This is a genomic window from Haemophilus sp. SZY H53 (genome assembly GCF_054332375.1).
Genome location: NZ_JBTGNV010000003.1, coordinates 41,205 through 60,382, shown reverse-complemented (window position 1 = coordinate 60,382; position 19,178 = coordinate 41,205). Strand labels below are relative to the sequence as shown.

20 protein-coding genes are annotated in these 19,178 nt (G+C 41.1%); 9 read left to right on the top strand and 11 right to left on the bottom strand.

The genetic code is table 11. The annotated features are described in order from the left end of the window. Positions 1-9 precede the first annotated feature (9 nt). The 6 genes from ACXVWB_RS03835 to ACXVWB_RS03810 form a co-directional block, all read right to left on the bottom strand. Positions 10-285, bottom strand: coding sequence for a DUF1294 domain-containing protein (locus tag ACXVWB_RS03835; RefSeq protein WP_128786945.1), 276 nt, complete (start codon positions 283-285; stop codon positions 10-12). Then, complete coding sequence (glyA, locus tag ACXVWB_RS03830) at positions 285-1,547, bottom strand: serine hydroxymethyltransferase (RefSeq protein ID WP_128786944.1); 1,263 nt, start codon at positions 1,545-1,547, stop codon at positions 285-287. Before glyA ends, ACXVWB_RS03835 begins: the two co-directional genes overlap by 1 nt. A 123-nt stretch (positions 1,548-1,670) precedes the next feature. Continuing rightward, entirely contained in the window at positions 1,671-2,960 is a 1,290-nt protein-coding gene (gene purD, locus ACXVWB_RS03825) for a phosphoribosylamine--glycine ligase (protein WP_289901468.1), read from the bottom strand. Positions 2,961-3,148: 188 nt separating this feature from the next. After that, positions 3,149-4,747, bottom strand: a complete 1,599-nt coding sequence (gene purH, locus ACXVWB_RS03820) for a bifunctional phosphoribosylaminoimidazolecarboxamide formyltransferase/IMP cyclohydrolase (RefSeq protein WP_289901469.1) — start codon at positions 4,745-4,747, stop codon at positions 3,149-3,151. 180 nt (positions 4,748-4,927) lie between these two features. Continuing rightward, positions 4,928-5,326 carry a DoxX family protein gene (locus ACXVWB_RS03815; protein WP_126469527.1) on the bottom strand — a complete coding sequence of 133 codons (399 nt, stop codon included), beginning with the start codon at positions 5,324-5,326 and terminating at the stop codon, positions 4,928-4,930. Positions 5,327-5,443: 117 nt separating this feature from the next. Continuing rightward, a complete protein-coding gene (locus ACXVWB_RS03810) occupies positions 5,444-7,210 on the bottom strand; it encodes a protein-disulfide reductase DsbD (protein ID WP_289901512.1) in 1,767 nt (588 codons plus the stop codon). Between the two features lie 180 nt (positions 7,211-7,390). Between ACXVWB_RS03810 and arcA the strand changes: the two genes are divergently transcribed. From arcA to ykgO, 4 genes are all read left to right on the top strand, one after another. Beyond that, positions 7,391-8,104 (top strand): two-component system response regulator ArcA, encoded by a 714-nt coding sequence (gene arcA / locus ACXVWB_RS03805; protein ID WP_049357638.1) that lies wholly within the window; start codon positions 7,391-7,393, stop codon positions 8,102-8,104. 112 nt (positions 8,105-8,216) lie between these two features. Then, positions 8,217-8,699 carry an SsrA-binding protein SmpB gene (gene smpB / locus ACXVWB_RS03800; protein WP_289901470.1) on the top strand — a complete coding sequence of 161 codons (483 nt, stop codon included), beginning with the start codon at positions 8,217-8,219 and terminating at the stop codon, positions 8,697-8,699. A 160-nt stretch (positions 8,700-8,859) separates the two neighbouring features. Then, positions 8,860-9,126 carry a type B 50S ribosomal protein L31 gene (locus ACXVWB_RS03795; protein ID WP_014064115.1) on the top strand — a complete coding sequence of 89 codons (267 nt, stop codon included), beginning with the start codon at positions 8,860-8,862 and terminating at the stop codon, positions 9,124-9,126. Positions 9,127-9,135: 9 nt separating this feature from the next. Continuing rightward, positions 9,136-9,273: a type B 50S ribosomal protein L36 gene (ykgO, locus tag ACXVWB_RS03790; RefSeq protein ID WP_005695435.1), complete on the top strand. Its 138-nt coding sequence runs from the start codon at positions 9,136-9,138 to the stop codon at positions 9,271-9,273. A 50-nt stretch (positions 9,274-9,323) separates the two neighbouring features. Here the strand turns inward: ykgO and cgtA are convergent, their stop codons facing one another. From cgtA to rplU, 4 genes are all read right to left on the bottom strand, one after another. Continuing rightward, positions 9,324-10,496, bottom strand: coding sequence for an Obg family GTPase CgtA (cgtA, locus tag ACXVWB_RS03785; protein ID WP_289901471.1), 1,173 nt, complete (start codon positions 10,494-10,496; stop codon positions 9,324-9,326). Between the two features lie 27 nt (positions 10,497-10,523). Then, positions 10,524-11,441 carry a DMT family transporter gene (locus ACXVWB_RS03780; protein WP_289901472.1) on the bottom strand — a complete coding sequence of 306 codons (918 nt, stop codon included), beginning with the start codon at positions 11,439-11,441 and terminating at the stop codon, positions 10,524-10,526. 186 nt (positions 11,442-11,627) lie between these two features. Then, complete coding sequence (gene rpmA, locus ACXVWB_RS03775) at positions 11,628-11,885, bottom strand: 50S ribosomal protein L27 (protein ID WP_005539872.1); 258 nt, start codon at positions 11,883-11,885, stop codon at positions 11,628-11,630. A gap of 20 nt (positions 11,886-11,905) precedes the next feature. After that, positions 11,906-12,217 (bottom strand): 50S ribosomal protein L21, encoded by a 312-nt coding sequence (rplU, locus tag ACXVWB_RS03770; RefSeq protein ID WP_289901474.1) that lies wholly within the window; start codon positions 12,215-12,217, stop codon positions 11,906-11,908. 230 nt (positions 12,218-12,447) lie between these two features. On the opposite strand from rplU, the gene ispB reads away from it, so the two are divergent. Beyond that, positions 12,448-13,437: an octaprenyl diphosphate synthase gene (ispB, locus tag ACXVWB_RS03765; protein ID WP_128787987.1), complete on the top strand. Its 990-nt coding sequence runs from the start codon at positions 12,448-12,450 to the stop codon at positions 13,435-13,437. A gap of 1 nt (position 13,438) precedes the next feature. Further along, on the top strand, positions 13,439-14,179 hold the full coding sequence (locus ACXVWB_RS03760; protein WP_289901475.1) for an epoxyqueuosine reductase QueH: 741 nt from the start codon (positions 13,439-13,441) through the stop codon (positions 14,177-14,179). A gap of 47 nt (positions 14,180-14,226) precedes the next feature. On the opposite strand, the gene ACXVWB_RS03755 is transcribed toward ACXVWB_RS03760, so the two are convergent. Then, positions 14,227-14,532, bottom strand: coding sequence for a cell division protein ZapA (locus tag ACXVWB_RS03755; RefSeq protein WP_289901476.1), 306 nt, complete (start codon positions 14,530-14,532; stop codon positions 14,227-14,229). Positions 14,533-14,692: 160 nt separating this feature from the next. Between ACXVWB_RS03755 and polA the strand changes: the two genes are divergently transcribed. From polA to ACXVWB_RS03740, 3 genes are read left to right on the top strand one after another with little or no spacing between them, the layout of a single operon-like run. Further along, positions 14,693-17,491 (top strand): DNA polymerase I, encoded by a 2,799-nt coding sequence (polA, locus tag ACXVWB_RS03750; RefSeq protein ID WP_289901477.1) that lies wholly within the window; start codon positions 14,693-14,695, stop codon positions 17,489-17,491. 11 nt (positions 17,492-17,502) lie between these two features. Continuing rightward, positions 17,503-17,817 (top strand): cupin domain-containing protein, encoded by a 315-nt coding sequence (locus ACXVWB_RS03745; RefSeq protein WP_289901478.1) that lies wholly within the window; start codon positions 17,503-17,505, stop codon positions 17,815-17,817. An 18-nt stretch (positions 17,818-17,835) separates the two neighbouring features. Further along, positions 17,836-19,140 (top strand): L-cysteine desulfidase family protein, encoded by a 1,305-nt coding sequence (locus ACXVWB_RS03740; protein WP_289901479.1) that lies wholly within the window; start codon positions 17,836-17,838, stop codon positions 19,138-19,140. The last annotated feature ends 38 nt before the right edge of the window (positions 19,141-19,178 follow it).

Sequence of the window (19,178 nt, the reverse complement as noted above, 5' to 3'; positions counted from 1 at the left end):
TACTCAACATTATTCAAGAAAGAAATACCAATAAGGCATTAAGATCAACCAAATAAAGCCACTAAGAATAACAACAAATTTAAAACTGAAATGTTTTGTTTTATGTCGAAAGCGCTTCATCCCGCAATAAACACCAATAAAACCACCAAGAAGGCTTAATAGAAAAAAGGTATTTTCAGAAATTCGCCAGCCGTGACGAACCGCGCGGATTTTGTCTTTCCACATTAAAAAATAAGCGGCGATATTTACCGCCGCTAACATCACAAATAAAAGCTGAATCAGCATTATGCGTAAACAGGAAGACGTTTGCAGATTGCCAATACTTTTTCTTTGGTCGCTGCAATCACTTGTTCTTCGTTTTCTTTGCCTAATGCATCTAATACATCACACATCCAGCCGGCTAATTCACGACAGTCTTGTTCAGTAAAGCCACGACGAGTCACAGCCGGTGTACCAACACGAATACCAGAAGTCACAAATGGTTTTTGTGGATCATTTGGTACCGAGTTTTTATTCACTGTGATATTCGCTTTACCTAGTGCTGCATCTGCTGCTTTCCCAGTTAAGCCTTGTTTGATGAAGCTCACTAAGAATAAATGGTTTTCTGTACCGTTTGAAACCACGTCATAACCACGTTGTTTAAACACTTCTACCATCGCTTTCGCATTTTTAATCACGTTGGCTTGATATTCTTTATAAGCTGGCTCTAATGCTTCTTTGAAACATACTGCTTTCGCCGCAATAATGTGAACTAATGGACCACCTTGGTTTGCAGGGAAAACAGAAGATTGCAAGCGTTTATAAAGCTCTTCATCACCGCAAGAAGAAAGGATTAAACCACCACGTGGACCACCTAAGGTTTTATGAGTAGTGGTTGTGACAACATGTGCGTATGGTAATGGGTTTGGATATAAACCTGCTGCGATTAAGCCCGCAACGTGAGCCATATCCACAAATAAATACGCCCCCACTTCATCGGCGATTTCGCGCATTTTTTTCCAATCTACCACTTGGGAATAAGCAGAGAAGCCCGCCACAATCATTTTTGGTTTATGTTCTAATGCTTTTTGACGCACATCTTCATAGTCAATTAAACCGTCAGCGGTAATACCATAAAGTACAGAGTTATAGATTTTACCAGAGAAGCTCACTTTCGCCCCGTGGGTTAAGTGACCACCGTGTGCTAAATCCATACCTAAAATAGTATCGCCCGCATTAATTAATGCACCATACACCGCAGCATTTGCTTGTGAACCAGAGTGCGGTTGAACATTCACGTAATCTGCACCAAATAATTCTTTCGCACGGTCAATTGCTAACTGTTCCACAATGTCAGCATACTCACAACCGCCGTAATAACGTTTACCTGGATAGCCTTCCGCATATTTGTTAGTAAACTGTGAACCTTGCGCTTCCATTACGCGTGGACTCGCATAGTTTTCAGATGCGATAAGCTCGATATGCTCTTCTTGACGACGATTTTCATCTTGAATCGCTTGCCACAATACGGGATCGTAATCAGCGATAGTCATATTTCTTGTAAACATTGTGTTCTCCTGTTATGTAATTTATGGCAGATAGTTTAACTGTTTATGGATAAAAACTTAATTAAAATTTCATTCCTAAATTTTCATCACTTAAATGAAATTAATTCATCATCATAATATGCATTATTTTTGCAACTCTCGTTCCACAGCTCTATAACCAATGTCTCGACGATAAAAACGTCCAGACCATTGAATTTGCTCAGCGAGTTTTAAGGCTTTTTGTTGTGCTTCAAATACGCTTTCGCCTAACGCAGTCACACAAAGCACGCGACCGCCGTTCGTGACTAACTTGCCTTCTTGTTCTGCTACGCCCGCTAAGAAAACTTTCTCATTTTCGACCGCACTTTGTGGCAAACCGGTGATTTCATCGCCCTTGCGATAATCGCCAGGATAGCCTTCAGCCGCCAAAACAATCCCTAAGGAAGATTTTGGATTCCATTGGGATTTCACTTCGTCTAATTTGCCATCACAGGCTTTAAGACAAAGCTCCACCAAATCCGATTCCAAACGTAACATAATCGGTTGGGTTTCCGGATCACCGAAACGGCAATTAAATTCGATCACTTTCGGTTGGCCATTCGGCATAATCATTAATCCAGCATACAAGAAACCGGTGTAAACATTGCCTTCTGCCGCCATGCCATTGACTGTTGGATAAATCACTTCACGCATAATGCGATCATGAATTTCTGGTGTCACCACTGGGGCTGGTGAATATGCCCCCATACCGCCGGTATTCAGACCTGTATCATTTTCGCCCACACGTTTGTGATCTTGACTAGTTGCCATAGATTCAACATTTTTACCATCTACCATGACGATAAAACTGGCTTCTTCGCCATCTAGAAACTCTTCAATCACCACTCGGCTACCCGCTTTGCCAAAGGCATTGCCAGAAAGCATATCACGCACAGCCTCTTCCGCTTCCTGCAACGTCATTGCCACGATGACGCCTTTGCCCGCCGCCAAACCATCTGCTTTTACGACAATTGGTGCACCTTTTTCTCGCAAGTATGCCAATGCCGGCTCTACTTCGGTGAAGTTTTGGTATTCCGCTGTTGGGATTTTATGACGGGCTAAGAAATCTTTGGTAAAGGCTTTGGAACCTTCTAATTGCGCAGCTGCTTGCGTTGGTCCGAAAATTTTTAAACCAGCTACACGAAACGCATCCACCACGCCAATCACAAGTGGCGCTTCTGGCCCTACAATCGTTAATCCAATGTGGTTATCTTGGGCAAATTTAACCAACGCAGGAATATCCGTTGCAGCGATATTCACGTTTTCTACTTTGTGTTCCAATGCGGTACCCGCATTGCCTGGTGCGACAAAAACTTTATCTGCTAGTGGAGATTGTGCTGCTTTCCAAGCCAAGGCGTGTTCACGCCCGCCATTTCCGATGATGAGGATGTTCATAATGCTCCTTGTATCTTTTTGAATTTAATCCCCTCTTTAGCAAAGAGGGGGAGGGGAGATTTGGCAGAAGTTATTTCAACCTCATAGTATATTTAGCATCGTTTAAATCTCCCCCCAGCCCCCTCTTTACGAAAGAGGGGGGATAAGTAAAAAAGTAAGTCGCTCATTGAGCGAAGTGACGACATAAATTAATGTCTAAAATGACGCATTCCAGTTAATACCATCACCATATTATGTTCATCCGCCGCATCGATGACTTCTTGATCGCGCATTGAACCACCTGGGTGAATCACACATTGAATGCCCACTTTTGCCGCTGCATCAATGCCGTCACGGAATGGGAAGAACGCATCAGATGCCATTACACAACCAGCCACTTCCAAGCCCTCATCTTGCGCTTTAATACCGGCAATTTTGGCAGAATACACGCGGCTCATTTGGCCTGCACCGATACCAATAGTTTGGTTATCTTTGGCGTAAACAATGGCATTCGATTTCACAAATTTCGCCACTTTCCAGCAGAATAATAAGTCTTTTAATTCTTGTTCAGTTGGCTGACGTTTACTCACTACTTTTAAATCATCCAAGCCAACCATGCCTAAATCTGCATCTTGTACTAACAAACCTCCGTTTACACGTTTGAAATCTAAACGTTCAGAACGAGAAGTCCATTCACCACATTCAAGCAAACGAACATTTTTCTTACGTTTCACGACTTCTTGCGCTTCAGCAGAAACTTTCGGTGCAATAATCACTTCAACGAATTGGCGTTCCACAATTTCATTCGCGGTTTTTTCGTCTAATTCACGGTTGAAAGCAATAATGCCGCCAAATGCAGAAGTTGGATCGGTTTGGTAAGCACGATTATAGGCGTCTAAAATATCTTTTCCTAAAGCCACACCACATGGATTGGCATGTTTAACGATCACACAAGCCGGCTCATCAAATTCTTTCACGCATTCAAGTGCTGCATCAGTATCAGCAATATTATTGTAAGACAAGGCTTTACCTTGTAGTTGGTGAGCTGTAGCTACACTCGCCTCTTTCACATTTAAATCAACATAAAAGGCTGCATTTTGATGAGAATTTTCACCGTAACGCATGGTTTGTTTACGAACGAAGTTAAGATTTAAAGTCCGTGGGAATTGACCGCACTTCGCATTCGCATCTTCTTCCTCAGCTACATGATACGGTTTCACCATTTGTCCAAAGTAGTTGGCAATCATGGAATCATATTGAGCGGTATGTTCAAAGGCTTTAATCGCAAGGTCAAAACGGGTTTCAAGCGTTAAGCTGTTTTGATGTTGATCCATTTCTGCAAGAATGGCATCAAAGTCCTGATTGTTCACGACAATCGCCACATCTTTATGGTTTTTCGCTGCAGAACGCACCATGGTTGGGCCACCGATATCGATATTTTCTACCGCATCAGCCAAGGTACAATCTGGTTTAGCCACAGTGGCCGCAAATGGATATAAATTCACGACAACCATATCAATGCCTTCAATACCATGTTTCTGCATGATGTCATCATCTGTACCACGACGACCTAAAATCCCGCCATGTACTTTTGGATGTAAGGTTTTCACACGACCGTCCATCATTTCTGGGAATCCCGTATAATCAGACACTTCAGTCACTGGCAAACCATGCTGCTCCAACAATTTTGCGGTACCGCCTGTGGAAAGTAGTTTTACACCACGCTGTACTAAGCCTTGAGCAAATTCTACGATACCAGTTTTATCAGAAACACTGAGTAAAGCCTGACGAATTGGACGATCTGTCATTACATTTTCCTTCATTAAATGGTTAAAAATAAGCGGGGGGAATTATAACGCAAACGTTTGCGTTTATATAGAAAAAATTTTCCTGGTAAGCGCACTTCAAGGTTAGACTGCTTATTTAGGAGATTTAGAAAACAAAAAAGCCCGCAAAATGCGGGCAATCTAACAGTATGAATAATGTGATTAGCGTTTACGGTTATCTAAAGAAAATGCACCAGCACCAGCAAACACAAAATAGAAAAACACGAGAGAGTAAAGTAAAGCAAGTTCACCACCGTTCGCGATTGGGAAGAATAAATTCCCTTTACCTGCAACGTGCATAAAGAAATACGCATAAGCCATTTGACCCGAAAGGATAAATGCCGCTGGGCGAACAAATAAACCTAAAATTAATAGGATTGAACCGACAATCTCAATTACTCCGCCGACAATCATCATTGGATCGCCCACTGCGCCGTTACCGCCCGTCATTGAAACTGGGAATTCCCAGAATTTCGCTGTGCCGTGTAAGATAAACATATATGCAGCGACGATACGCAATAAAGCTAAAACATACGGAGAGTATTTTTCTAAATTTTTCATAAAGTTTTCCTAATAAAAAATAAAAAGTGATTTCAGAACAGGGCGTATATTAATGATTAACTTAAAGCTAAACAATACCTCTAATCGAAAAAGACTTTTTACTATTAGGAAATAATTTTACGCTTTGCGGATTTTCTCAATCCATTGTAAAAATTCAACAGGCGGCATGAATCCGTTAACACGACTGCCTTCAATTTCTTTTCCTTCTCGATTAAAGAATAAAATCGTCGGTAAACCTAGCACTTTATACTTTGTCATTAAAGCGCGGTTTTCTTCGGAGTTTTTCGTCATATCAACTTGAAGAAGCAGCATGTCACCAAAGGCTTTTTGTACACTTGGATCACTAAATGTTTCTTTTTCAAACTCTTTACACGCCACACACCAATCCGCATAAAGATCGAGCATCACAAGTGGTTTGTTATTTTCAGCAAGTGCTTGTTGTAATTCAGCTTCGCTTTTCACTTTCTTAAATTCAACATGAGAAACCGCCTTATTTTCGACCGCACTTGGTGCTTGGCTTTCACCCCACACCCAAGATTGAAGTGGTTTAACACTAATCATTGCCGCGACTAAAAAGAGAATTCGGAATACCCAGCCTGTACCATTTTTCGGCATTTGGAATGCAAACCAAATGAAAAATGCTGTACCGAGCATCGCCCATAATCTTGGTGTCCATTCATCTGGTAAAATACGAGAAATTAAGAATACCGGTAATGCGAGCATCACAAAGCCAAAGAGTTTTTTGACGGTTTCCATCCACATACCTGATTTAGGCAGGATTTTATTCCCAAATAAAGTGATTAAAATCAGCGGTACGCCCATACCCAACGCGAGCAAATAAAGCGTGATCGCACCTGTAAACAAATCCCCACTCTGCGCCACATAAAGCAACGCGCCAGAAAGTGGTGCTGATGTGCAAGGTGAAGCTACAAGTCCCGCAATCATGCCCATTAAGAACACGCCACCCAAAGCGCCAGCTTTTTGCTGTTGGCTAAGTAAAGACAGTTTTGTTTGTAAGGAGCTTGGAAGCTGTAAGGTAAATACACCGAACATCGACAAGGCTAACAAGACAAAGATGATTGATAAACCAATCATTACATAAGGATGTTGTAAAGCCACTTGGAACGGTAAACCAATTGCGGCGACAATCAAGCCTAGCAAGGTATAAGTCAGCGCCATCCCCTGCACATACACAAAGCTTAATGCAAAAGCACGCCACATATTAGGTCGCTGATTTTGGCCAATCACAATCGCTGAAAGCAGTGGTAGCATTGGCAATACACAAGGGGTAAAGGCCAACCCTAAGCCTAATAAGAAAAAACCAAATATGGCATATTTGCTATTAAATAAGCTTTCCGCTAAACGGTCTTGTTCTGCTTTGGGTTGTGCTGAAAGTGCGGTCGAATTTTCCGATATTTTTTCAGTATTAGCGACCTGTGCAATAGGCAAATCTGCCACTTTAATTTCTTTCACTTCAGGCGGATAACAAAAGCCCTCAGTACAGCCTTGGTAAGCAATCTCAACCACATCTTCTGCTTTTAATGGCGACTGACTCGCTTTAAAAATAGCTTGCACGGGTTTTTTGAAAATTTTCATCAAGCCAAAATAAGGATCGTTATAATCCTCGGGGGAAATAGAAAATATCGGTGCATCAAATGATGCATTTTCTTCTTGATTGAGCTTGACGGAAATTTTCTCTTGATAGAGATAATACCCTTCTGCAATCGACCAATTGACGATCACATTTTCTTGATTCTCACTTTTCGCAGCTGAAAATTGAAAAGCTTCATCAATAGGTAAAAAAGCCGTTTTCTTATCAAAAAGACTAGCTTGAGTGGAAAGTGTGGTAAAAATAAAAAATAAAAAAAGAAGAATTCGCTTCATCATAAAGTTCCATTTGTTGTTCCTATTAAAATTCTAGCATAGATAAAAAGAATGTTAATAATTTATGACTCAGATCATAAAATTAAATGTAATTTAAAAAAATCGTCACACTTTTCTGTTGTTGCAGCAATGTTACAATTATAAAATACACCCAGAACAAAGTATAACAAGGAGAGACGAATGGCTACCCCAAAAATTCTCATCGTGGAAGATGAAGCGGTAACCCGTAATACGTTAAAAGGAATTTTTGAAGCTGAAGGCTATGAAGTATTACAAGCACAAGATGGCGCGGAAATGTATCACCAGTTAAACTCAGAAATAGTCAATCTCATCGTATTAGATATTAATTTACCCGGTAAAAATGGTTTATTACTGGGTCGCGAATTACGTGAGAAAGCTGCAATTCCGTTGATTTTTCTCACAGGGCGAGATAATGAAGTCGATAAAATTTTAGGCCTAGAAATTGGAGCGGATGATTATCTCACTAAACCATTTAACCCAAGAGAGCTCACTATTCGTGCACGAAATTTATTGCATCGCTCCATGGTATTAAATGGTAAAGAACCCCATTTACAACGTGAAAATTATCGCTTTAATGGGTGGATTCTGGATTTAAATAGCCATAATTTAATTACACCTGAAGGCGTAGAGTTTAAGCTCCCCCGTAGTGAATTTCGTGCTATGTTACATTTCTGCGAAAACCCAGGTAAATTACAAACTCGTGAAGAATTATTATTAAAAATGACGGGACGAGAATTAAAACCACAAGATCGCACAGTGGATGTAACAATTCGTCGTATTCGAAAACACTTTCAAGATCACCCTAATACGCCTGAAATTATTGCAACGGTACATGGTGAAGGCTATCGTTTCTGTGGTGAATTAGAGGAATGATCTAGCCTTAAGTAATAAAAGGCTGGATCAAATCAGCCTTTTGTTTTTTGCTATCCACAGCGAGATTCGGTAAAATCAATGCCAATTTACGATTAATGAACAACGGATAACAATGACCAAGAAAAAAGCCAAAGTTGGCTCTAATACAATTGCATTAAATAAACGAGCCAGACACGAATACTTTATAGAAAACGAAATTGAAGCTGGCCTTGAATTACAAGGTTGGGAAGTAAAATCAATGCGTGCAGGTAAAGCCAATATCAGCGACAGCTATATCATTTTTAAAAATGGTGAAGCTTATTTATTTGGTGCGACCATTCAACCATTGAGCTTAGCCTCTACCCACGTGGTTTGCGATCCGACGCGTACACGTAAGCTTTTATTGAATAAACGTGAATTGGATAATCTTTTCGGCAAATCAAGCCGTGATGGTTTTACCATTGTTGCCCTTTCTCTTTATTGGAAAGGCCCTTGGGCAAAGATCAAAATCGGCGTTGCGAAAGGTAAAAAGCAACATGATAAACGTGATGATATTAAAGAACGCGAATGGAAAGTGACAAAAGAGCGTATTATGAAAAACGCGCATCGTGGGTAACAATTCCTACAAATAGACAAAATGCCTTTCAACCAAAAGGCATTTTTCTTTTTCTTAATATGAAAAAAATTCTCATCTCCATGAATAAAAGTACATTGATAATTATTCTCCTTTAAATTAATATCTTCGCCCAATTATTTCCGTCATATAAGGAGTTCTAATGAAAAAAGGCATTCATCCTGAAAATTATCGTACCGTTTTATTTTACGATTCCAATGCAAAACAAGGCTTTCTCATCCGTTCTTGCGCTAAAACCAACAACACAATGAAATGGGAAGATGGTAATGAATACCCTGTATTTATGTGTGATACCTCATCTGCCTCTCACCCATTTTATACCGGTAAAACTCGTCAAATTGGTAACGAAGGTCGTGCAAGTGAATTTGCAAGCCGCTACGGTAAATTTGGCGCATTTAAATCAAAATAGGAATATTCAATGAAAGTATTATCTTCACTCAAAAGCGCAAAGAACCGTCCTGGCTGCAAAATTGTTCGTCGCCACGGTGTCGTCTATGTCATTTCGAAAACTAACCCTCGCTTTAAAGCGCGTCAAGGTGGGAAAAAGAAAGGTTAAAGGCAATAAAAAAGAGCGGTCAAATTTTCCGCTCTTTTTCCATTTAGGCATTAAGGTTTATAAATAAATTCAACGCCTTCTTCATCTTCTTCGTCCCAATCATCCCAGTCGTCATCTTCATCATCAAATTGATGTTCAGCGAGCTGTTCTTGATGGTAATCTTCCCATTTGAATTTCACTTCTTCAGGTTTATTTTCTTCTACTTCTGCATCACGTGGATTCGCTTCAATGAAATCCATAATATCACGACAAAGTGGCGGCACATTTTTACCAGTTGCAGCAGAAATGAGGTGATAGCCTTCTTCCCAACCAAGACGTTCGGTAATCTCTTGAGCTCGTTTATGCGCCTCTTCTTCAGTCATCGTATCAATTTTATTGAAGACTAACCAACGCGGTTTATCTGCCAATTTTTCGCTATATTGGAATAATTCTGACTCAATGATCGCAATATTATCAGCAGGATCGGATTCATCAATTGGATTAATATCCACTAAATGAATTAACACACGACAACGTTCTAAGTGTTTTAAGAAACGAATCCCTAAACCCGCCCCATCCGATGCACCTTCAATCAATCCAGGAATATCGGCCACCACAAAGCTATGGCTCTCATCCACTTTCACTACGCCTAAACTTGGCACTAAAGTGGTAAATGGATAATCAGCGACTTTTGGTTTTGCGGCTGAAACGGCACGAATAAAGGTCGATTTACCTGCATTTGGTAAACCAAGCATCCCGACATCCGCAAGAAGCATTAGTTCTAATAATAAATCGCGTTTTTCCCCTGGTGTACCCATGGTTTTTTGGCGAGGTGCACGGTTCACTGAAGATTTGAAACGTGTGTTCCCTAAGCCATGATAACCCCCTTTCGCCACTAACATTTTGGCGCCATGCTTTGTTAAATCGCCAAGCACTTCTTTGGTATCATTATCAATTGCACGCGTTCCCACTGGCACACGTAACGTAATATCTTTACCGCGGCGACCGGTACAATCTGAACTATGGCCATTCTCACCGCGCTCAGCTGCAAAACGTTTCGTAAAACGATAATCGATCAAGGTATTTAAGTTTTCGTCTGCAACCAAATAAACATCACCGCCATCACCGCCATCGCCACCATCTGGGCCGCCTTTAGGGATAAATTTTTCACGGCGGAAACTTACACAACCGTTTCCACCATCCCCTGCTTCCACACGAATCAGGGCTTCATCAATAAATTTCATAAAAACTCTCCAATATTTAACCGCACTTTACTTTGATTGCGGTAATAACTTATGTCCGATTGCCGACAAAATTGCTCCGCATACTACAACAAACGCCCCGATATAGCTAATCATATTTAATTCTGGCGCGGCAAAATTATCAGGGCTCGCATAATGCGCAAGATGAGCAAATAAAATGGTAAATAGTGGTACTAAGGTAATCACAACACTGACTTTAGAAACCTCCCAGCGATTAAGGGCTTCGGCATACGCGCCATAACCAAATAAGGTATTTAAGCAACAATAAGCCAAACAACCAAATGCTAACGGACTGAGCTCTCTCACTTGGGAAAATTCAGCAACAGGCGTAAATACCAAAAGACAACCGAAATAAATCATTAATAAAATCTGTGGCGAACTAAAACGGCGAAGCATTAATTTTTGTGCCATACCATAAGCGACCCAAATTAACGAGCCCGCTAGACTTAATAATACCCCCGTTAAATAGCGGCTTTCCCCTTGAAACCCACCTAGCTTATCATTGAAGAAAAGTACTAATCCTACAAGTAATAAGGCTAAACCGATTTTTTGGTGTAATCCGAGCTTTTCTTTAAAGACAAAAAGACCGCAAATCAACATGCCAAAAGAGGAAAAGTGAATAAAAATTTGAGCTGAAGAAGGATCGATAAACTTAAGTGAGCTATTAAATAAGAAGAAGTTGCCAGACAACCCTATGACACCAATTACTACCAACCAAATAAATTGACCGCCTTTCAAAAATTGTGGCAATTTTTTCTTATAAGCAAGCAAAATAAAGAGTGCTAGAAATGCCACAATAAAGCGATACCACACGATCGTTTGTGGCGTCATCACTGATAGAACCTGTTTTAACGCAATAGGTAAAGATCCCCATGCCATCGCTGTAATTAAAGCAAATAGAAATCCTAAAAGAGGTTGTTGTTTCATGATGTCTTCCTTTATTTGGCTAAAGCACAGTTAGGAATTCAGGTAAATTTCATTCTAAAAAATATTGAAGAGAATGAATGACAGTGCCAAGATAACAGATTTGATTAATGATTGTAAATCACAGGTAAGAAAACAAAGAAAACGCCCCACAGATAATGCGGGGCGTTTATCAAATCAGATGTAAAATTATTCAGTTACAATACTTACGTATTTACGGCTTTTCTCGCCTTTCACTTCAAATTTTACTTTACCGTCAGCGGTAGCAAATAAGGTGTGGTCACGACCCATACCTACGTTGTTACCTGCGTGGAACTTAGTACCACGTTGACGTACAATGATGCTACCTGCTAATACAGATTCGCCACCGAAACGTTTAACACCAAGGCGTTTAGCTTCAGAATCACGACCGTTACGAGTTGAACCACCAGCTTTTTTAGTTGCCATCTACTTGATCTCCTCTGAAATTATGCTTGAATCCCAGTGATTTTCACTTCCGTGAACCACTGACGATGACCTTGTTGTTTACGGCTGTGTTTACGACGACGGAACTTAACGATTTTAACTTTATCGCCACGACCTTGTGCCACAACTTCAGCCACTACTTTCGTACCAGCTACTACTGGTGCACCAATTTTAACATCTTCACCATTAACGACCATCAACACTGAGTCGAACTCAACTGTTGCGCCAGTTGCAAGTTCAAGTTTTTCTAAACGAACCACTTGACCTTCGCTCACACGGTGTTGTTTACCGCCACTTTGGAAAACTGCGTACATAAATACTCCGCTATAATTATGCTTCTCCGTTACTATTTTTCGGTCCGCACTTCAAAATTCATATAAATAGGTCGCAAATTCTACGGAAAAAACAGCTCGATCGCAAGCACTTATTTGCAATAAAATAAAAAAAAGTGCTTTCCCTCGAGTTTAATTTCAGAAACCCTGAAAAATCAGGTAAAATCCACCAAACTTTCCTTTTTCATATACAACCATCGAACCAAATGAAGATGAACAAACAAGATTTAATGGATATGCATGCCATTCAAGCATTAACTGATGCGGATATGCAGAAAGTAGACCGAGCTATTCTAGCACAAATTAACTCCGATGTGCCGATGGTTAATCAGCTTGGTTTTTATATTGTACAAGGTGGCGGAAAACGCATCCGACCACTTATTGCGGTTTTAGCCGCTCGTGCATTAGGCTACGAAAGCGATAAAGTGGCCACTTGCGCCACCTTTGTGGAATTTATTCACACTGCTTCTTTATTACACGATGATGTGGTGGATGAGTCTGATATGCGTCGCGGCCGCGCAACAGCAAATGCGGCCTTTGGTAATGCGGCTAGCGTATTAGTAGGCGACTTCATTTATACTCGTGCATTCCAGTTAGTGGCACAGCTACAATCGCTAGATATTCTTCGAATTATGGCTGACGCTACCAACGTGTTGGCAGAAGGTGAAGTTCAACAATTGATGAATGTGAATGATCCCGATACCACGGAAGAAAGCTATATGCGTGTGATTTATAGTAAAACAGCACGTTTATTTGAAGTGGCGGCACAATCTGTGGCGATTGTTGCGGGAGCTGAAAAATCAATTGAAAGCGCATTTCAAGAATATGGTCGCTATCTTGGCACCGCATTCCAATTAGTAGATGATGTGTTAGATTACAGCGCAAACGCTGCCGCATTAGGCAAAAATGTGGGTGACGACCTCGCCGAAGGTAAACCGACGCTTCCTTTATTACACGCAATGCGTCATGGTAATCCACAACAAGCCGCACTTATTCGTGAAGCCATTGAACAAGGCGGAAAACGTGATGCTATCGATGACGTGCTTGCAATTATGGCTGAACATAAATCCCTTGATTATGCGATGGTTCGTGCAAAACAAGAAGCCCAAAAAGCAGTTAATGCCATTGCCTTATTACCTGAAAGCGAATACAAAAAAGCCTTAATTTCACTGGCTTATTTATCGGTAGACCGAACTTATTAATATGACTGAAGAACAAATTCAACCGCAAAGTGCGGCCGATTCTCAACCTAAATTTCAAAAACCGCGTAAGCAAAAAGTGCGCAAGGATCCCAATGCGCCTTTTATTCGTGAAAAACTCGAATTACCTGAAGGACATAATAGGTTACTTCTTCACTCTTGCTGTGCACCTTGCTCAGGTGAAGTAATGGAAGCCATTTTGGCCTCGGGTATTGAATTTACAATTTACTTTTACAACCCGAATATTCATCCATTAAAAGAATATTTAATTCGTAAAGAAGAAAATATCCGCTTTGCCCAAAAATTCGGGATTCCGTTTATTGATGCTGACTACGATCGCCAACAATGGTTTGATCGCGCAAAAGGTATGGAATGGGAACCGGAACGTGGCATTCGCTGTACCATGTGTTTTGATATGCGTTTTGAAAAAGCGGCTGAATATGCTCATGAACATGGTTTCCCTGTATTTACCAGCTGTCTTGGTATTTCCCGTTGGAAAGACATGGAGCAAATTAATGGATGTGGTCACCGTGCGGCTGAAAAATATGATGATGTGATTTATTGGGATTACAACTGGCGTAAAGCTGGCGGATCGCAACGCATGATCGAAATCAGTAAGCGTGAACGTTTTTATCAGCAAGAATATTGTGGTTGCGTTTATTCTTTACGAGACAGCAATAAATGGCGTGAAGAAACAGGGCGACAAAAAATTGAAATTGGTAAACTCTATTACACGCCCGATTAAAAATACATAAAAAAGAACCGCACTTTCAACATGCGGTTCTTTTTTATTTAATCGACGATAAGGCGTCCACCTAATGCATTTTCTAAAGAATGATCTAACTGCTGAATTCGCGTACATAACACGTTTTCAATCTGGGCATTTTTATTCTTTTCTTGGGTTAATTCAAAACTTAAATTCAAGGCAACGATAGAAAGCACACGGTCTAATTGCAATAAACCTGTACGCTCTTTCATTTCAGATACTTGGAGATCTAAACTACGTGCAGCCTGACGCAAAATCTCCTCTTGTTCTGCAGGGACATTCAAGCGCAACACTTGCCCTAATACAACAACTTCAACCAGTTTTAATGACATGCTATTCCCTTATGTTGAATATTTAAGTATACCTATTATGCCATAGCCAAATGCCTTCGTCATACTTTTTACATTTAATTAACCGTACTTTATATGTTCGCCCCATTTCCCAATTTAGGCTATAATGCGACACTTTTCATTATTTTTGAACGGAATATTTATGTCAACTATTGCTCCTAATCCATTAGTCCTAGTGGACGGTTCATCTTATTTATATCGTGCTTTTCATGCTTTTCCGCCACTCACCAATTCTGCTGGCGAGCCGACTGGTGCCATGTACGGTGTATTAAATATGCTCAAAAGCCTGATTTCGCAAGTGCAACCGAGCCATATTGCGGTGGTCTTTGATGCGAAAGGCAAAACTTTCCGTGATGAAATGTTTGAACAATATAAATCTCATCGTCCACCAATGCCCGACGATCTGCGCAAACAAATTCAGCCGTTACACGATATTATCCGCGCCCTTGGCATTCCTCTTTTAGTCATTGAAGGCGTGGAGGCTGACGATGTCATTGGTACCTTAGCGGTAGCCGCCTCCAAAGCTAATCAAAAAGTCTTAATCAGCACCGGCGATAAAGACATGGCACAGCTAGTGGATGACAACATTATGTTGATCAACACCATGAATAATACCTTATTGGATCGCGATGCCGTGATTGAAAAATACGGTATTCCACCAGAACTCATCATCGATTACTTAGCGCTAATGGGCGATAGCGCCGATAATATTCCAGGCGTGGCGGGTGTGGGTGAAAAAACGGCTCTCGGCCTCTTACAGGGTATCGGCAGTATGGCAGAAATTTATGCCAACTTAGACAAAGTGGCTGAATTACCAATTCGTGGGGCAAAAAAATTAGGTGATAAGTTATTGGCGGAAAAAGAAATGGCCGATTTATCCTATCGCCTTGCCACCATAAAAACCGATGTCGCCCTCGATATTACGCCAGAGCAACTCACTCTTGGCGCAAGCAATAACGATCAACTCACTGAATATTTCGGCCGTTATGAATTTAAACGTTGGCTCAATGAAGTGATGAATGGCGCTGATTCCATCACCAATAATAACGAACAACCGACCAAGATTAATCACTATCAAGCTACGCCTGCGCTTGCTCAAAATAATGACGATGAAGCATTGCCGGCAATTCAAATTGATCGTAGCCGTTATGAAACCTTGCTCACCGAAGCCGATTTAAATCGTTGGGTGGAAAAACTCAATCAAGCCAAACTTTTTGCGCTAGATACTGAAACCGATAATTTAGATTATATGGCCGCCAACTTGGTCGGTATTTCCTTTGCATTAGAAAACGGTGAAGCCGCTTATTTAGCGCTACAATTAGATTATTTAGGTGCACCAAAAACTCTCGAAAAAACAACCGCACTTACGTTGTTAAAACCAGTTTTAGAAAATCCTGCTATTCAAAAAGTTGGGCAAAACTTCAAATACGATCTCACCATCTTTGCCCGTAATGGCATTGATGTGCAAGGTTTGGCTTTCGATACCATGTTGGAGTCCTATGTGCTCAACAGCACCGGTCGTCATAATATGGACGATCTGGCAAAACGTTATTTAGGACATCAAACCATCAGTTTTGAAGAGATTGCAGGCAAAGGTAAAAATCAGCTGACCTTTAACCAAATTCCGTTGGAACAAGCCGCTGAGTACGCTGCGGAAGATGCTGATGTGACAATGAAACTGCAACAAGTGCTATGGAAAAAACTCTCTAAAGAACCAAGTCTTGAAAAACTCTTTAAAGAAATGGAATTGCCATTGTTAGGCGTACTATCCCGTATGGAACGTCGAGGTGTTTTAATTGATAGCGATGCACTATTCCTACAATCTAATGAAATCGCTAACCGTTTAAATGAGTTAGAAGAACAGGCCTATGTCTTGGCTGGTCAGCCATTTAATTTGGCCTCCACCAAACAATTACAAGAAATTTTGTTCGATAAACTTGGACTACCTGTTTTACAAAAAACGCCAAAAGGTGCTCCATCAACCAACGAGGAAGTGTTGGAGGAACTGGCATTTAGTCATGAATTACCGAAAGTATTGGTAGAACATCGAGGGCTAAGCAAACTAAAATCCACCTACACTGACAAATTACCGCAAATGGTGAATTCACAAACGGGTCGAGTGCATACTTCCTACCATCAAGCGGTGACCGCCACCGGTCGTCTTTCATCAAGTGATCCGAATCTGCAAAACATTCCGATTCGTAATGAAGAAGGCCGTCGTATTCGTCAGGCATTTATTGCGCGCGAAGGCTTTACTGTTGTGGCGGCTGACTATTCACAAATCGAGCTGCGCATTATGGCGCACCTATCACAGGATCAGGGCTTAATTAACGCCTTTACCCAAGGCAAAGATATTCACCGCTCTACCGCAGCAGAAATCTTTGGTATCGCACTCGATGAAGTAACATCCGAACAACGCCGCAATGCTAAAGCAATTAACTTCGGTTTAATTTATGGTATGTCAGCCTTTGGTTTATCGCGCCAACTTGGTATTGGCCGTGCTGACGCTCAAAGCTATATGGATTTGTATTTCAAACGCTATCCTGGCGTACAAACCTTTATGCACGATATTCGTGAAAAAGCCAAAGCCCAAGGCTATGTGGAAACCTTATTCGGCCGTCGTTTATATCTGCCGGATATTAACTCCTCTAACGGTATGCGCCGTAAAGCCGCCGAACGTGTCGCAATCAATGCGCCAATGCAAGGTACCGCCGCAGACATTATTAAACGAGCCATGATTCAATTAGATCAAAAACTACAAAATGATCCCGATATTGCAATGATCATGCAAGTGCACGATGAATTGGTGTTTGAAGTGCGGTCAGAAAAAGTTGAGTTTTATAGCGAGCTCATCAAAACACACATGGAAAGCGCAGCTGATTTAGTCGTACCACTGATTGTAGAAGTAGGTCAAGGCACTAACTGGGATGAGGCGCACTAAGGAATATAGTCATGAATAAAGTTATTCAAAGTCAGCACTTTAAGGCAGAACGTGCTTGGGGAGCACTTGATATTACCAATATGAATGGTATTTCCATACGTCTTCACTGGACAGATAAGCCTTACAAATGGCATATCAATGACGGTGAAGAAGTCTTTGCTGTCATGGATGGTTCAGTGGAAATGCGCTACAAAGAAGATGGTCAAGAGAAAACCGTATTGCTCCATACGGGTGATATTTTTTATGCGGGTATCGGTACCGAACATGTTGCTCATCCACAAGGTGAAGCGCGCATATTAGTCATAGAGAAAGAAGACAGTATTTAACAAATTAAAAAGAATTTTATGAATCAAAAAAGACGCAACGAAATCGAAAAACCATTAATTCAAATTGTAGAACGCGATGTGGTTCCGGCACTTGGCTGTACTGAACCTATCTCTTTGGCGCTTGCTGCAGCAACTGCGGCTAAATATTTAAGCAAAACACCTGAACGTATTGAAGCTAAGGTATCGCCAAACTTAATGAAAAATGGTTTAGGCGTTGCAGTACCGGGAACGGGCATGGTGGGCTTGCCTATTGCTGCAGCAATTGGTGCTTTAGGCGGTGATCCTGAGGGTGAGTTGGAAGTGTTAAAACACATCACGCCAGAACAAGTTTCACAAGCCAAAGCGATGCTTGATAAAAAGCTCGTGAATGTCGATATTCATCAAACCGATCATATTTTATATTCGGAAGCCGTGTTGTTTGCCGATAATGACCGAGTGAAAGTAGCGATTCAAGATCAACACACAAACATCATTTTAATTGAAAAAAATGGCGAAGTTGTTTTTGAGAAAGAACACGATGAATGTGCTGATTGCGATCCTTATGATATTTTCAAACAGGTGAGCGCACGTGAAATCTTTGAATTTTCTTGTGAAGTTGAGCTCGATAAAATCCGCTTTATCGGACAAGCTGCTGAGCTCAATCGAGCACTATCTAACGAAGGATTACGCGAAAATTACGGTTTACACATTGGCAGAACGTTACGCAAACAAGTCGGTAGCGGTTTAATGTCTGACGATTTGCTCAGCAAAATCATGATCGAAACCACTGCAGCCTCCGATGCGCGTATGGGTGGGGCTACATTGCCAGCAATGAGCAATTCTGGATCAGGCAATCAAGGGATTGCCGCCACTATGCCCGTGGTTGTGGTCGCCGATTATTTAAACGTGAGTGAAGAAAAACGTCTCCGCGCCCTTTTCTTATCACACTTAATGGCCATTTATATTCACAGTAAATTACCCAAACTGTCTGCCCTTTGCGCAGTAACAACCGCCTCTATGGGAAGCTGTGCAGGCATTGCCTATTTGCTTACGGGCAAATTTGAAACCGTGAGCATGGGGATTTGCAGCATGATTGGTGACATCAGCGGAATCATCTGCGATGGCGCATCCAATAGCTGTGCGATGAAAGTATCCACTAGCGTGGCTTCTGGCTACAAATCAGTTATCATGGCAATGGATGAAACCCATGTTACGGGTAATGAAGGTATTGTTGAACATGATCTCGATCGCACTATCGACAATCTATGCTCAATTGCCTCTAAGAGTATGCACCACATCGATCGCCAAGTGATTGAAATTATGGTGAGTAAGCCCTGCCCTTAATGAAAATAAAGTGCGGTGAAAAATCTATATAATTTTTA

Coding starts and splice junctions, on each gene's coding strand:
- ACXVWB_RS03835 (WP_128786945.1), bottom strand. CDS start 285: ATGCTGATTCAGCTTTTATTTGTGATGTTAGCGGCGGTAAATATCGCC.
- glyA (WP_128786944.1), bottom strand. CDS start 1,547: ATGTTTACAAGAAATATGACTATCGCTGATTACGATCCCGTATTGTGG.
- purD (WP_289901468.1), bottom strand. CDS start 2,960: ATGAACATCCTCATCATCGGAAATGGCGGGCGTGAACACGCCTTGGCT.
- purH (WP_289901469.1), bottom strand. CDS start 4,747: ATGACAGATCGTCCAATTCGTCAGGCTTTACTCAGTGTTTCTGATAAA.
- ACXVWB_RS03815 (WP_126469527.1), bottom strand. CDS start 5,326: ATGAAAAATTTAGAAAAATACTCTCCGTATGTTTTAGCTTTATTGCGT.
- ACXVWB_RS03810 (WP_289901512.1), bottom strand. CDS start 7,210: ATGAAGCGAATTCTTCTTTTTTTATTTTTTATTTTTACCACACTTTCC.
- arcA (WP_049357638.1), top strand. CDS start 7,391: ATGGCTACCCCAAAAATTCTCATCGTGGAAGATGAAGCGGTAACCCGT.
- smpB (WP_289901470.1), top strand. CDS start 8,217: ATGACCAAGAAAAAAGCCAAAGTTGGCTCTAATACAATTGCATTAAAT.
- ACXVWB_RS03795 (WP_014064115.1), top strand. CDS start 8,860: ATGAAAAAAGGCATTCATCCTGAAAATTATCGTACCGTTTTATTTTAC.
- ykgO (WP_005695435.1), top strand. CDS start 9,136: ATGAAAGTATTATCTTCACTCAAAAGCGCAAAGAACCGTCCTGGCTGC.
- cgtA (WP_289901471.1), bottom strand. CDS start 10,496: ATGAAATTTATTGATGAAGCCCTGATTCGTGTGGAAGCAGGGGATGGT.
- ACXVWB_RS03780 (WP_289901472.1), bottom strand. CDS start 11,441: ATGAAACAACAACCTCTTTTAGGATTTCTATTTGCTTTAATTACAGCG.
- rpmA (WP_005539872.1), bottom strand. CDS start 11,885: ATGGCAACTAAAAAAGCTGGTGGTTCAACTCGTAACGGTCGTGATTCT.
- rplU (WP_289901474.1), bottom strand. CDS start 12,217: ATGTACGCAGTTTTCCAAAGTGGCGGTAAACAACACCGTGTGAGCGAA.
- ispB (WP_128787987.1), top strand. CDS start 12,448: ATGAACAAACAAGATTTAATGGATATGCATGCCATTCAAGCATTAACT.
- ACXVWB_RS03760 (WP_289901475.1), top strand. CDS start 13,439: ATGACTGAAGAACAAATTCAACCGCAAAGTGCGGCCGATTCTCAACCT.
- ACXVWB_RS03755 (WP_289901476.1), bottom strand. CDS start 14,532: ATGTCATTAAAACTGGTTGAAGTTGTTGTATTAGGGCAAGTGTTGCGC.
- polA (WP_289901477.1), top strand. CDS start 14,693: ATGTCAACTATTGCTCCTAATCCATTAGTCCTAGTGGACGGTTCATCT.
- ACXVWB_RS03745 (WP_289901478.1), top strand. CDS start 17,503: ATGAATAAAGTTATTCAAAGTCAGCACTTTAAGGCAGAACGTGCTTGG.
- ACXVWB_RS03740 (WP_289901479.1), top strand. CDS start 17,836: ATGAATCAAAAAAGACGCAACGAAATCGAAAAACCATTAATTCAAATT.